General features: G+C 58.5%; 12 protein-coding genes. 8 read left to right on the top strand and 4 right to left on the bottom strand.

From position 1 onward, the window contains the following. Positions 1-196: 196 nt before the first annotated feature. Positions 197-1,450 carry an aminotransferase class I/II-fold pyridoxal phosphate-dependent enzyme gene (locus JJD66_RS18350; RefSeq protein ID WP_200648712.1) on the top strand — a complete coding sequence of 418 codons (1,254 nt, stop codon included), beginning with the start codon at positions 197-199 and terminating at the stop codon, positions 1,448-1,450. A 105-nt stretch (positions 1,451-1,555) separates the two neighbouring features. Further along, positions 1,556-2,740 carry an MFS transporter gene (locus tag JJD66_RS18345; protein WP_198715041.1) on the top strand — a complete coding sequence of 395 codons (1,185 nt, stop codon included), beginning with the start codon at positions 1,556-1,558 and terminating at the stop codon, positions 2,738-2,740. On the opposite strand, the gene yiaY is transcribed toward JJD66_RS18345, so the two are convergent. Then, positions 2,707-3,855: an L-threonine dehydrogenase gene (gene yiaY / locus JJD66_RS18340; RefSeq protein ID WP_014717338.1), complete on the bottom strand. Its 1,149-nt coding sequence runs from the start codon at positions 3,853-3,855 to the stop codon at positions 2,707-2,709. The two genes, JJD66_RS18345 and yiaY, sit on opposite strands and share 34 nt — an antisense overlap. Before the next feature lie 123 nt (positions 3,856-3,978). Here yiaY and JJD66_RS18335 point away from each other — a divergent pair, with 123 nt between their 5' ends. Further along, on the top strand, positions 3,979-4,995 hold the full coding sequence (locus JJD66_RS18335) for a DUF4917 family protein (protein WP_200648711.1): 1,017 nt from the start codon (positions 3,979-3,981) through the stop codon (positions 4,993-4,995). Positions 4,996-5,118: 123 nt separating this feature from the next. On the opposite strand, the gene JJD66_RS18330 is transcribed toward JJD66_RS18335, so the two are convergent. Further along, complete coding sequence (locus tag JJD66_RS18330; RefSeq protein WP_014717336.1) at positions 5,119-5,646, bottom strand: helix-turn-helix domain-containing protein; 528 nt, start codon at positions 5,644-5,646, stop codon at positions 5,119-5,121. Between the two features lie 160 nt (positions 5,647-5,806). Here JJD66_RS18330 and JJD66_RS18325 point away from each other — a divergent pair, with 160 nt between their 5' ends. Continuing rightward, positions 5,807-6,589, top strand: coding sequence for an aldolase (locus JJD66_RS18325; RefSeq protein ID WP_073521601.1), 783 nt, complete (start codon positions 5,807-5,809; stop codon positions 6,587-6,589). Between the two features lie 30 nt (positions 6,590-6,619). Further along, positions 6,620-7,498 (top strand): dihydrodipicolinate synthase family protein, encoded by an 879-nt coding sequence (locus JJD66_RS18320; protein WP_200648710.1) that lies wholly within the window; start codon positions 6,620-6,622, stop codon positions 7,496-7,498. A gap of 50 nt (positions 7,499-7,548) precedes the next feature. Here the strand turns inward: JJD66_RS18320 and JJD66_RS18315 are convergent, their stop codons facing one another. Beyond that, positions 7,549-7,881: a YegP family protein gene (locus JJD66_RS18315; RefSeq protein WP_105226088.1), complete on the bottom strand. Its 333-nt coding sequence runs from the start codon at positions 7,879-7,881 to the stop codon at positions 7,549-7,551. Between the two features lie 168 nt (positions 7,882-8,049). Here JJD66_RS18315 and JJD66_RS18310 point away from each other — a divergent pair, with 168 nt between their 5' ends. From JJD66_RS18310 to JJD66_RS18300, 3 genes are all read left to right on the top strand, one after another. Further along, entirely contained in the window at positions 8,050-8,589 is a 540-nt protein-coding gene (locus JJD66_RS18310) for an RNA polymerase sigma factor (protein ID WP_034126541.1), read from the top strand. Beyond that, positions 8,586-9,554 (top strand): FecR family protein, encoded by a 969-nt coding sequence (locus JJD66_RS18305; RefSeq protein WP_200648709.1) that lies wholly within the window; start codon positions 8,586-8,588, stop codon positions 9,552-9,554. The genes JJD66_RS18310 and JJD66_RS18305 overlap by 4 nt, the downstream gene beginning before the upstream one ends. 127 nt (positions 9,555-9,681) lie before the next feature. Continuing rightward, positions 9,682-12,240, top strand: a complete 2,559-nt coding sequence (locus JJD66_RS18300; RefSeq protein WP_200648708.1) for a TonB-dependent receptor — start codon at positions 9,682-9,684, stop codon at positions 12,238-12,240. A gap of 541 nt (positions 12,241-12,781) precedes the next feature. On the opposite strand, the gene JJD66_RS18295 is transcribed toward JJD66_RS18300, so the two are convergent. After that, positions 12,782-13,999 (bottom strand): class I SAM-dependent methyltransferase, encoded by a 1,218-nt coding sequence (locus tag JJD66_RS18295; protein ID WP_200648707.1) that lies wholly within the window; start codon positions 13,997-13,999, stop codon positions 12,782-12,784. Between the last annotated feature and the right edge of the window lie 296 nt (positions 14,000-14,295).

Below are 14,295 nucleotides of genomic sequence, written 5' to 3'. Positions count from 1 at the left end.
ATCCCCCTTCAGGTCCATTGACACACCAGGACAGTGTAGGCATCTATTCGAATGACATTACTGCGCCACCCTAAAAAGTAGGAATGTGCCTACGCGAAATACTCCATCCGGACTATCGTGCATGGGAATCGTCTGACTTATCGAATCAAAATTTTCCCGATAGTGTTTTCCAGCCCCCCCAAAGGACGCTAGAGAAATGGAAAATTCAATACACACACACAAATTCTCAAATTACAAAAAACTCATAGCATTGGCCGAACCGGACTGGCACTCGGCAAAGAGCGGGAGAATATGCGAACTCAATGTCACCGTCAAAAACAATAATTACCTGACAGATCAATATGGGCGTGACCTCCATCACTTCTGCACAACCTCATATCTTGGACTCGATCACCATCCAGCCATAATAGAAGGTGCGATGCAGGGAATAAGGGAGGCCAAAACCCTGCGAATCGCAAATTCAAAGAACCGTTGCAAACTGGAAATACTCGAACGATACGAGCTAGAACTATCGGACCACTTTAACTCCCTATGTTTAAGCACATTGTCTTGCAGTGCTGCTAGCTCTGGACTGCTCCCTCTGCTCGCGAGCGGAGCCTTTACTAGTCATTGCCCGCCTACGATGGTATTCGACAAGCACTCGCATTACTCGATGAATCACATCAAAGCGTCCTGCGCTGATGAGACTGAAGTAGTGACCGCCCCCCACAACGATCTCTCTTTCATTGAAGATTTATGCAAAACCCGCAAATGCGTCGCGTATATAGCTGACGGCATATACAGCATGGGCGGCGTTGCGGACGTTGACGGCTTACTTTACTTAAAAGCTCGTTACGGGCTATTTCTCTATATGGACGACTCGCATGCGCTGTCGGCATTCGGAGAAGGAGGACGTGGTTACATCCGGCCATTTATGCACACGCAAGACGATCAGACCTTAATAGTCGCGTCCTTAGGAAAGTCTTTCGGTGCTAGCGGCGGGTTGATCATGTTTGGCAGCGAACGACAAAAAAGTTTGATGTACCGCTACGGTGGCCCAAGCAACTGGTCGCAAAGTCTGAACTCAGCAGCTATTGGAGCTGGGCTGGCCTCGCTAAAAATACACCAGTCTGAAGAGCTATACGAGCTTCAAGAAAAGCTTCAATTCAACATCAAACTATTTGACCAGCTAATACATACAGAGCAGCACGGCACACAGACGGCCATACGCTTAATTAACTGTGGAGAAGCTGAAAAAGCGAATGAGCTCGCCATCCGACTTTCGGACGCTGGTTTTTTTACATCTGCTGTATTTTTCCCGGTAGTGCCAAAAGGAAAAGCAGCCGTACGCATAACGCTTCGAGCAGATATGAGTCCTACAACGATAAAATCATTTTGCTCACAGCTAACCCAACTAATCACACTCTCAAAGACCAGCCTCAGCTTGAACTCCCAGTCAGAAGCTACCTAAGGGGGCCTTTCATTAATGGCCACGATTACTGAAACGGATTGAAAACTGTGTAAACGATACCGAGCTAGCAGTTTCTTCCTTACTTAGGATATAGGACGACTTGTATTGAAAAGCCATATCGCTCTCCCCCTCGCCTGTAGCGCGGCCTTTCTCGCTCAAGCCGGTATCAGCAGCTATCTGCCCGCAGTCCCAGCAATCGCGCAAGCTTTAGCCGTCGAAAAGCATGTCGCTCTGGCTCTAGCGGTGTACCTGGTGGGCATGGCATTGCCAATGCTGCTGTGGGGTAGCCTGGCTGAGCGATTTGGCAGAAAACCGGTGTTACTTGCAGCCCTAGCGGTGTATGCCCTGGCGAGTGCGACGATTCCATCAGCGTTCAACATTGAGTCATTTCTAGCCTTACGCCTGCTTCAGGGCTTTGGGGCTGGCGGGATGTCCGTCATGGCGCGGGTATTGATGCGCGACAACTTCAGCGGTGCACTGTTGGCCAAGGGGCTGTCGTGGCTGGGAATGACCTTCGTGGTCGCCCTGGGTATCGGCCAATTCGTGGGTTCGTTATTGCAAATGGTGTTCGGCTGGAAGGCGATTTTCTATACGTTGGCAATCGGGGCTGTCGCATTGATAGGGGTGTTGCAGGGGGTGGTATTTGCGACGCAAGCAAAGGCTGGTTCCTCGGTCCGCGCTTGGCGTGTCTACAACGCGATTGCGCGACATCCTCCCTTTCTGCACGCCGCACTGGCCGGCGGTTTGGGCTATGGGGTGATCATTGCATTCAATACCTGCGCACCGTTGATTTTTCAGGGAAGTTTTCAGTGGAGCGCAATGGAATACGGCTGGCTGGGTTGGCCGATCAGTGGGGCTTACCTGGCAGGTGCGTTGATAGTCAATCGCTTCGTTACACGCACAGGTCGTTTGAGGATGATGCGTGCAGGCGTTGCATTGATACTGCTCGGTACGGCGACCATGTTGCTTGGCAGCGTGCTTGCCAGTGGGCTCGCAGTGCTGCTGTGGTTGCCCTATTGCCTGGCGGTGCTGGGGCAGTCGATCAGTTACCCTATCAGTTTGTCTCTCGCCAATGATGAGGCTCCCACCAGCGGCTCCTACGCCATGGCCCTCAGCGGTTTTGTGCATCAATGGATGGCAGCCATGATCGGCGGTGCGGCAAGCCTATTGGTGAGCCAGCAGGCGTGGCCGCTGGCGGTGCTGTGTGTGGCGTTGGCGGGCGGCACATTCGTATGCCTTGCCCGCTGCAGCTCGGATCAAAAAGCGCTACGAAAGATCTCCTCAATCTGACGCTGGTCCGCCCGCCGTGGGTTGGTCAGCCCGCAGGCATCCTTCAGCGCATTGCTGGCCAGCAATGGAATGTCCTGCAACTTAGCGCCAAGCTCACGCAAGCCCGCAGGGATTTCCACGTCCTGGGACAACCGACGAATCGCCGCGATGGCAGCCTGGGCGCCCTCCTCGGCGGTGATGCCCTTGATATCTGCGCCAAGGGCCCGGCCCACGTCGCTCAGGCGTTTGGCACAGACGCTGGCATTGAAGCTTTGTACATGGGGCAATAGCACCGCGTTGCACACGCCGTGGGGCAGGTCGTACAAGCCGCCCAATTGATGGGCCATGGCATGCACGAACCCCAGGGACGCATTATTGAAGGCCATGCCGGCGAGGAATTGCGCGTAGGCCATGTTTTCCCGTGCGGCCTTGTCAGTGCCGTCGCGGACCGCCAGGCGCAGGTTGGCGCTGATCAATTCGATGGCCTTGATCGCGCAGGCGTCGGTGATCGGTGTTGCCGCGGTGGACACGTAGGCTTCGATGGCGTGGGTCAGCGCATCCATGCCCGTGGCGGCGGTGAGGCCCTTGGGCATGCCGACCATCAGGGCCGGGTCGTTGACCGACAGCAACGGCGTGACATTGCGGTCGACGATGGCCATTTTTACGTGGCGGCTTTCGTCGGTGATGATGCAAAAACGCGTCATCTCGCTGGCCGTGCCAGCGGTGGTATTGATGGCTACCAGCGGCAGTTGCGGCTTGCTCGATCGGTCCACGCCTTCATAGTCGCCGATACGCCCACCGTTGGTGGCGCACAGGGCAATGCCCTTGGCGCAGTCATGGGGCGAACCGCCGCCCAGGGACACGACGAAATCGCAGGCACTCTGTTGCAGTAACGCCAGGCCTTTTTCGACGTTTTCCACGCTGGGGTTGGGCTTGGCGCCGTCGTAGATCACCGAGTCGATATCCTGCATCGCCAGCTTCTCGGCGATCATGCCGGCCACACCGGCTTTGGCCAGGCCGACGTCGGTGACGATCAACGCCTTGTCAAAGCCGTAGTTGCGGATGGCGGTCATCGCTTCGTCGAGACAATCGATGCCCATGATGTTGACGGCGGGGATGAAGAACGTGCTGCTCATGATCAATCCTCAAAGGCTTTATACCGACAGAATCAACCTGTACCGCGTGGCGCATCTTGATCAGGATCAATGCCGGCTCGTGATAAAGTCACCCCCCAGCCGATTTCGAGTAGACCCGCCGCAATGAAGGATTTCCAGGATATTGACGCCCACCTTGAAGACTGGAGTGCCCTGCGCGCTGCCGTCGACTTCAGCGGGATACTGATCGGTAACGGCGCCAGCCGTACGATCTGGGAAGACTTTGCCTACGACTCGCTGTTCGAAAACGCCCGTACCGTCGAAGAAAAACCCCTGAGCCCATCCGAGCTCAGCGTGTTCGACGCCTTGCAAACCCGCAGTTTCGAGCAAGCCCTGGGCGCCTTGAAAACCACCAGCCGGGTCAACAAGGCCCTGGCGGTCAGCTCGGCGGCGCCGCGTAACCGTTACTACGCGATCAAGGAAGCACTGATCAACACCATCCATGCCGTGCACATTCCCTGGCGCCTGGTGCAACCGTCGACGCTGGCGACGATCAACGCGGAGCTGACCACCTACGCCACCGTCTTCACCAGTAACTACGATTTGCTCAACTACTGGGCGACCCTGCACGCACCGGGTATCGACGACCTGTTTCGCAGCGCCGACTCAAGCTTCGACCTGCGCAATACGCGCACCGACATCACCCGCATCCTGTACCTGCACGGCGGCCTGCATCTGGTGCGCAACCTTGACGGCACGGCGCGTAAATTGCAGTCCACCGACAGCACCCTGCTCAGCAGTTTTGCCATCAACAACACGATCAAGACCCTCGACGATGTGCCGCTGTTTGTCAGTGAAGGCAAGGTGCAGGAGAAACTCAAAAGTATCCGCAGTTCGGATTATCTGTCGTTCTGTTATGAACAGCTGTTGAGCCATGAAGGCGCGCTGTGCATCTTCGGCCATGACTTGGGGCCGCAGGATAAACACCTGGTGGATGCTATCGGCCAGGCCAGCATCAGCACCCTTGCGATCTCGGTGTCGGGACGCAGTGATGGGTTTGTTCGTCAGCAGAAGCGGCGGTATATGGAGCTGTTCGAGGGCTCTGCTGTGGAACTGAGGTTCTTTACCGCGCGTACGCACCCACTGGGCAATCCGGCATTGTCCGTCCCTGTAGAACGCTGAGTAAAATGTGGGAGCTGGCTTGCCTGCGATAGCGGCCTGTCTGTTGGCCCATCTGGCACTGATACACCGCTATCGCAGGCAAGCCAGCTCCCACATTGACTGCATTTCAATGAATAAGAGGGATCACTCCTCAGCGCTGTGCACCACCACCAGCAACTGCGCCTGCACCTCTCCCACCGAGCGAATCCGGTGGGGTTTCTGCGCGTTGAAATGCAGCGCATCACCGCGCGCCAACAGCACGCGCTCGCTCATGAAATCCACTTCCACCTGACCTTCATGCACGAATAAAAACTCCTCCCCCAGATGCTCCTTGAAGGTCTTGTCGGTGAACTCAGCCGGCGGGTAGATGATGAACGGCAACAGGCTGCGCTCGCTGACTTGATGGGCCAGCACCGCATAACCCGGCGAGGTGTCCGGCCGCTCATGGCTGCGCACCAGGCTGTAGCTGTCGAGGCTGACGTTGTCTTCGCTGAACAGCTCTTCGACCTTCACGTTCAACGCCTTGGCGAGTTTCAACGCCGCAGCGATGGATGGCGTATTAAGCCCGCGTTCGACTTTCGACAGGTAACTCTTGGTCATCCCGGATTTTTCGGCCAGGGCCTCCAGGGTCACGCCAAGTTTTTTTCTTAATATTTTCAAGCGGATAGACATGTGCTGCGGTTAATCCCTGCAGAAAGCGATGAGACAGGCTTGCCAATGACACAATGTGTCATATAGCATCTTTAGTGTCATTTGCATTCACCCAACGACCTTGCGAGCAGCGGGCGACCAGCAAATCCGACGTCCATTGAACCACCCAAAGGACACCGATATGGCCAAGACATTAGCACTCCCAAAAGACCAACTGGTCAAGCAAGCACTGAGCCAGATGCAAAACAGCCTGGCAGATAATACGTGGACCGACCGGCAAAAGCTGGCGCTGACCTGCCGAATCCTGTTCGAGTACGGCCACGACTCCGGCCTGGCCGGGCAGATCACCGCCCGTGGGCCGACGCCCGGCACCTACTACACCCAGCAACTGGGCCTGGGTTTTGATGAAATTACCGCCAGCAACCTGCTGCTGGTCAACGAAGACCTCGAAGTACTGGAAGGCCATGGCATTCCCAACCCCGCCAACCGTTTTCACACCTGGGTGTACCGCGGCCGCCCGGATGTAAACTGCATCATCCACACACACCCCACGCACATTGCCGCGCTGTCGATGCTGGAAGTGCCGTTGCAGGTGTCGCACATGGACCTTTGCCCGCTGTACGAAGATTGCGCGTTCCTGGAGGCCTGGCCCGGCGTGCCGGTGGGCAACGAAGAAGGGGAAATCATCACCACGGCCCTGGGCGACAAGCGCGCCATCCTGCTCTCGCACCACGGGCAGTTATCCACCGGGGCCAGCATCGAAGAAGCCTGCGTGATTGCGCAGTTGATCGAACGGGCTGCCAAGTTGCAGTTGCTGGCGATGTCTGCAGGTACCGTCAAGCCGATCCTGCCGGAGCTGGGGCGCGAGGCCCACGACTGGATCTCCAAGCCCAAACGCCACGGCGCCGCGTTCAACTATTACGCCCGGCAAAACCTGCGCAAGCACGCCGATTGCCTGAACTGATTGCCCCCCTTTTCGACCGGAGTTTTCCCCATGTCCAACCCAACCATTCACGGCATCATCGGCTACACCATCACCCCCTTCAGCGCCGACGGCCAGCGCGTTGACCTCGACGCCCTCGGGCACTCCATCGACCGCTTGATCAACAGCGGCGTCCACGCCATTGCGCCTTTGGGCAGCACGGGCGAAGGCGCTTACCTGAGCGATGCCGAGTGGGATGAAGTCAGTGCCTACAGCATCAAGAAAGTCGCCAAGCGCGTGCCGACCATTGTCAGCGTGTCCGACCTGACCACCGCCAAGGCCGTGCGCCGCGCCCGCTACGCCGAAGAGCACGGTGCAGATGTGGTCATGGTGTTGCCGGCCTCGTACTGGAAACTCAGTGAAGCGGAAATCCTCGCTCACTACTCCGCGATCGGCGACAGCATCGGCGTGCCGATCATGCTTTACAACAACCCGGCCACCAGCGGCACCGACATGTCGGTGGATCTGATCCTGAGGATTCTCAAGCAGGTCGAGAACGTGACCATGGTCAAGGAGAGCACTGGCGACATCCAGCGCATGCACCAGCTGAAACTGCAGAGTGACGTGCCGTTCTACAACGGCTGCAACCCGCTGGCACTGGAAGCCTTCGCGGCAGGTGCAAAAGGCTGGTGCACCGCGGCGCCGAACCTGATCCCGCAACTGAACCTGAGCTTGTATCAGGCCGTACTGGCCGATGATTTGAGCAAGGCGCGGGAGCTGTTCTACCGACAGTTGCCATTGCTGCAGTTCATCCTCAAAGGCGGGCTGCCGGCGACGATCAAGGCCGGGTTGCGCTTGACCGGGTTGGAGGTGGGTAATCCGCGCTTGCCGGTGTTCCCATTGGGTGAGGCAGGGATCGGACAGCTCAAAGCGTTGCTGTCATCGGTGTAAAAAACGCCCCGGCTCTCGCGAGCCGGGGCGCAGGTGTTCTTGCACGACTGTCAGGTCTTGTCCTTGATAGTGACACTGGGACCATTGGTCTTGACGCTGGCAATGCCATTGTCTCGTGCGGCTGTAGAGGTGTACTGCTCGCTGCTGCCGATCACTTGATGATTGGCCGCCTTGAGGTTGAAGAACGGTTGGCCGTTGCTGGCCACTTTTTTCTCATAACGTTCATCATGTGGGCTGTTGGCCTGCACTGAAGCAATGCCGGTTTCAGCAGCACCGCGGGTGGTGTACAGCTCGCTGGTCAATATGGTTTCTGCGTTCGCCGCCTTAAGCACGAAACGAAACTGCCCGTTACTGCTTTTACTCAACTCATACCATCCAGCCATGACTTTCTCCTTTGAGTGGGATATCGCTCCCAAACTTGTAGGATTAAAGGCCATGCCCCAATTTTTTCCAGCCAAACACGGGAGATCCATTTAGCTGGAGACAAATGACAATAGTTCTCGATATCATTCGCGACTTTTCCACGTCGTACTTCGTCAAGAAGGGTATCCATGTCTCGTCCCCAGCCCGATCCGTCGGCGGCCGATGCCTGTCGCGGGTTTTATGCAGACATTCTGTATTTCCTGCGTAAACGCACGGACAACGCCAGCGACGCGGCGGACATGGCCCAGGATGTGTTTACCCAATGGCTGGGCTACCGCGACCGTGCCAAGGTCGAGCAGCCACGGGCGTTTCTGTTCCAGATGGCGCGCAACCTGCTGCGCGATCACTGGCGCAAACAGAAGGTACGGCAAACCGTCCACCCTGATCACGCCGAAATGGATGCCGAGCCGGTCACCGACGAGCACAACGACCCCATGGCCGCCGCCCTTCGCCTGCAACGCCTGGAACAGTTGAAAGAAGTCCTTGCCGAACTCTCGCCGCGCCGACGAGAAGCCCTTATGCTGCACCGCTTCGAAGGCTTGAGCCAGGCGCAGATAGCAACGCGCATGGGCATCTCCACCAGCATGGTGGAAAAGCACATCGCCTTTGCCCTGCTGCACTGCAAGCGCCGCCTTCAACCCGCCCCCGGCACGGAGCAGCCAGAATGAACCGCCCGAGCGACACAGACGCGCTGGACAGCCAAGCGAGCGATTGCATCGACGCCCAAGCCGCCAGTTGGTTTGCACGCAACCGCAACGAAGCAAGCCGCGCCGACCGTAAAGCCTTTGCCGACTGGCAGGCGGTGCCCGCGCATGCGCGCGCCTATGCCGAATTCGAACAGCTGTGGGCCGACCTCGCCCAGTTGCAACAACTGAACAAACCGTTGGCACTGCCCAAGCGCAAGCCCAGCCTTTGGCGCCCTGCCCTGGCGATGGCCGCCGCCCTGCTCTGCGCCGTGCTGGCGACCTCTATCGGCGCACCGCGCGAGCTGTATCACAACCAGGTTGCCACCCATGCCAAGGGCATGCGCACGCTGAATCTGCCAGATGGCAGTACCTTGTATGTGAATGCCAACACCCATATCCGCGTGGACTTCAGCGCCCATCAACGGGTGCTGCACCTGGACAAAGGCCAGCTGTACATCGAAGTGGCCGCCGACAAGGAACGCCCCCTCTACGTGCAAGCCGGCGAGTCGAGCGTACGGGTGGTGGGCACGGCTTTCGATGTGCGCCGTGGGCAGCAGCAATTGGTGGTCAGCGTTGCCCATGGCCAGGTCGCTTTCGCGCCAAATGGCGAAAGCCCCGTCACCCTGCTCGACGCCCAGCAACGGGCCTCATACAACTACGCCAAAGGCACCGTGCAGCCGCAAAGCCTCAGCGCCGAAGAGATCGCCGATTGGCGCAGCGGGCATTTGTCGTTTCGCAATCGAGAGCTGGCCAGCCTGATCGACGAACTGAGCCTCTACCGTCCACAGACGCCGTTACAGGTCAGCAAGGCCGTCGCGCAGCTCAAGGTGTCGGGCAACCTTGATGTGAGCGACCCGGATGCCCTGCTCAACGCCTTGCCCGCGCTGTTGCCAGTAAAAACCGTGCTCTCGGCGGATGGCATCATGAGAATCGAGCCGAGCAAATAAACGGCAGAAACCACACATGAGAATATTTTGCATTCGCATGTGTGGTTTTTTTTGCCTGCCCCGTCTTCCTCCTGTCTGTGTTTGATACGCACACCTTTTTGGCTATTTAGCCGCTCCGGGGGATTTCATGTTTCGCGCGCCTTGCCACGCTTCGCACCTGTTTCTTCGACCGACACTCATGGCTACGTGCCTGGCCTTGAGCCTCAGCGCCGAAGCCGAGTCGTTCAAGCTGCACCTGCCGGCCCAGTCGCTGGCCACGTCCCTGAGCCAGGTGGCCCAGCAAGCGAAAATCCAGCTGCTGTTCGATGAAACCCTGCTCAAGAACGTGCAGGCCCCAGCGCTTGACGGTGACTACACACCGGAAGTGGCCATCCGTTCCCTGCTCAAAAACGGTGAGCTCAACCTGATCAAGGTCGGCAGTACCTATGTGGTGCGCCCCGATGAGGGCAAAACCACCACCGGTGGCGCGATCCAGTTGGACACCCTGAGCGTGATCGGCACCGGCAATGAGGTAAACGCCAGCACCGTCAACCGCTCCACCCTGACCCAGGCCGACATCGACCGTTACCAGTCCAATAACATTCCCAGCCTGTTGCAGACCTTGCCCGGTGTCAGCCAGGGCGGCTCGCTGAAGCCCGGCGGCCAGACCATCAACATCCGTGGCTTCGGCGATGCCGAAGACGTGCCGCTGACCGTTGACGGTGCCACCAAGACAGGCTTTGAGCGTTACCAGCAAGGCACGGTGTTTATCGAGCCCGAGCTGATCAAGCGCATTGAAGTGGAAAAAGGCCCCAACTCGCCGTTCACCGGTAATGGCGGCTTCGGCGGCACGGTCAACATGGTCACCAAGGACGCCCCGGACCTGCTCAAGGACGGCCGCAACAGCGGTGCGATGCTCAAATATGGCTACTCCAGCAACGACCATGAACAGGTCTACAGCAGTGCCGTCTATGGCCGTACCGACGACGGCCGTTTCGATGCGCTGGCCTACCTGACCCAACGCGACGGCGGCGATATGAAGGTGGCCGCCAAATTGCCCAACGACAACAATGAGTACCCGATCAACCCCCAGCGCCTGCCCAACAGCGCCCAGGATGTGGACGGCAAGCTGTTCAAGGTCAACGCGCACTTTACCGATGAGCACAGTGTCGGGCTGTCGTACTCGCGCTCCCACAGCAACCGCTGGACCCCATTTTCCGCCGCCAGCTACCCCACACCGCCAACCCAGTTCAACATCGACCGCTACGGCTACGAAGGCGCGTTGAAGCGCTTCCTCGCCCACCGTGACACGGTCGACACCACCTGGTCGGGCAAGTATGAATACCAGCCGCTGGACAACCCGCTGGTGGACTTGACCATCAAGTATTCCCAGTCCAACACCGAACAGACCGATGAGCGTGACGCCACGGCGTTTTTCCAGTTGGCCACCGGCGGGCGCAAGATGGACACCGCCTACACCGACAAGCTCCTGGATATCCGTAACGTCAGCCTGTTTGAAACCGGCCCCTTGCAGCATGCCGTGACGGTCGGCGGGCAAATCCGCAAGCACACCCGCGAAACCGAGATGTGGATGCCCGGCGCCACCTACAACACGCCGCGCTACAACTACGGGCACTTTCAGCCGGGCTTCATGCCCCACGGCAAAGTCGATACCAACAGCTTCTTTATCCAGGACGCGGTGACGTTGGGCGACGTGACGATCACGCCGTCGCTGCGCTACGACCATGTGCGCAACCGCGGCGAAGGCAATGATGCGCCCTACTACAACAACCCCAGCCCGGCAGTGGGTCACGACTACAGCGACCGCACCTACACTGGCTGGTCACCACGCCTGGCGCTGTTCTGGACCGTGACGCCGAATGTGGGGCTGTTCGCCAACTGGAGCCAGACCTGGCGCGCGCCGGTGATCGACGAACAATACGAAGTGCAGGGCCTGGGCAGTCGCACCGCCACCAGCGTCGACCTGGACCCGGAGCGCATCACCTCGATCACCCTGGGCAACATCACCAGCTTCGATAACCTGCTCGCCCAGGACGACAACCTGCAACTGCGCACCACCCTGTTTCACAACAAAGTCGAAGACGAGATCTTCAAGGCCACCGGCGTGGGTTGCCAGAACCAGGCTGTCAATGGCGGCAGCATCGCTTCAGCTTGCCCACCTGGGCCGATGTCCAACTACCGCAATATCGGCAGCCTGACCATCAAGGGCGTTGAGCTCGAATCGATCTACAACTCCACCTACCTGTTTGGCTCGGTGTCGTTCGCCTATGCCAAGGGCCAGCACCAAGGCGCCTACACCAATCCCTGGGGCCCGGACGTAGCCGCGCGGGATATTCCGCCGACCAAATGGGTGCTGGTACTGGGTACCCACATCCCGGCCTGGGATGCCCAGGTGGGCTGGATGGGCCAATTCATCGGCGCCACCGACCGCCTGCCCAGCGACAAATACTCTGGCGGCCCGGGCTCCAGCATCGGCGACGTGTTCTACGACCAGTACGGCAACAAGCGCTACAACACCCAGGGCCTGTTCGCCAAATGGACACCGCAGCAGGCATATCTCAAAGGCACCGAGGTGAACTTCACGGTGGACAACCTGTTCAACAAAAACTTCCGCCCAGCCTTGAGCGGCGACCGGGCCTACACGAAAGGGCGTGATGCGAAGATCAGCGTGACGCGGTTCTTCTAAGCACACACACATTCCAAATGTGGGAGCTGGCTTGCCTGCGATAGCCATAAGTATCTACACAACGCTGTAACGGTCGACGGTAACCACGATGCGAAGCGAGTCGCTTTTGATCTTGATCTGCTTTTGATCTTAGGCGCCCCGTTAAACCACGCTGGCCGGAATTCGCCAGTGATTTGGGGGGTAAACCGGCAGGGATGCCGGTTTAGCCGCCCCGCGCCATGGATGGCGCGTGGCGGCGCCCCCCCAAATCACTGGCGGATTACGGGCACACCGAGCCTAGGCGAGGTGCCGAGTGGTGGGGCAAGAGCGTTTTGCTTACTTTGCCGCTTTTGCAAAGTGAGCCGCCGTCAGGGCGGAACCCTAAGTGGCCGTTACCTAAATAACAGATATGTACTCAGTCTGATCCCACATCCCGGTCGGCTGTCAGGCCGTCTTCGCAGGCAAGCCAGCTCCCACAATTTGATCGCGGGGCGTCAGGTAGATATGCGCTGGCCGCCAGGGCCGTCACGGGAGCAAGCTCCCACAGGGAACCGCGCCCATTTCAGGCCAGGTAGCCATCCCCGCGCAAAAGGGTTTCCAGGCAGTGTTCGGTGATGTGATAAAACGCCTTGAGCTCCTGGATTTTTGCCAATAACTGCGCGTTGTCCACAGGCTCGGCACGTTTGACCGCCAGGATCATCTTGTTCTTGTTGGTGTGTTCCAGCGAGATGAACTCGAACACCTTGGTCTCATAGCCACAGGCTTCAAGGAACAATGCGCGCAGGCTGTCGGTGACCATTTCCGCCTGCTGGCCCAGGTGCAGGCCGTATTGCAGCATCGGCTTGAGCAGCATCGGGCTCTGGATCTGCAGACGGATCTGTTTGTGGCAGCACGGCGAGCACATGATGATCGACGCACCGGAACGGATGCCGGTGTGGATCGCGTAGTCGGTGGCGATGTCGCAGGCATGCAAGGCAATCATCACGTCCAGCTCACTGGGCGCCACGCTGCGCACATCGCCGCATTTGAACACCAGCCCCGGGTGCTCCAGGCGTGCGGCGGCGCTGTTGCAGAGGGTGACCATGTCTTCACGCAACTCGACACCGGTGACCTCGCCCTCGGCCTTGAGGGTATTGCGCAGGTAATCGTGAATGGCGAAGGTCAGGTAGCCCTTGCCCGAGCCGAAATCGGCGACACGCACCGGGCGGTCGAGCTGCAACGGCGACGACGTCAGCGCATGGCTGAACACTTCGATGAACTTGTTGATCTGCTTCCACTTGCGCGACATCGAGGGGATCAACGCCTGCTTGGCGTCGGTCACGCCCAAGTCCGCGAGGAACGGCCGGCTCAGGTCGAGGAAGCGATTTTTTTCACGGTTATGCTCGGCCGACGGCGCTTCGCGCAGTTGCTGCGGTTTGCTTTTGAACAGCGAGCTTTTGTTCTTCTTGCTGTATTCCAACTGGGCTTCGTCGGTCAGCGCCAGCAAGTGCGCGTTCTTGAACGAGGTGGGCAACAGCTCGGCAATCGCCGCCACGCCGTCGGCCAAGGGAAAGTTCTTGGTGATGTCGCGAGTCTTGTAGCGATAGACGAACGACAGACAAGGCTGCTCCTTGACCACCACCGGCTTGATGATCAGCCGCTGCAACTCGGCTTCCTCACCAACGTACTTGGCCAGCACCAGCTTGATAAAAGCGTTCTGGGCCAAGCTTGCGCTCAACAGTTCGATGAACTGGGCATGATGATCCGGCGCAGGGCGGGCAGGTTGAGCGGTGACGGACATGAACAAAAACGCCTCGGGTAAAGAATGCCGGGCATTTTAGGCGGGATGGGGGTTCAGGGCACGGGGTTATTTGATCAACGGTAATTGAATTGGACAACCTCGAACACCCTGTGGGAGCGGGCTTGCTCGCGAAGGCGGTGTATCAGTCAAATACAACGGGGACTGAAACACCGCCTTCGCGAGCAAGCCCGCTTGTATGCTAGGACTTGAAGGGAGGAGAAGGGACAAAGCCCGATTCTGACTGTTGACGCAGTACAGACCGTGGGAGATTTCGCCCCTCCTCCTTTCACCCAAGC

Origin of the sequence: Pseudomonas sp. MF6751 (genome assembly GCF_016613265.1) — a bacterium.
In the GTDB taxonomy this organism is placed as follows: Bacteria; Pseudomonadota; Gammaproteobacteria; order Pseudomonadales; family Pseudomonadaceae; genus Aquipseudomonas; species Aquipseudomonas fluorescens_BV.
The sequence above is the reverse complement of the archived record's forward strand: the minus strand, read 5'-3'. Positions and strand labels throughout refer to the sequence as shown.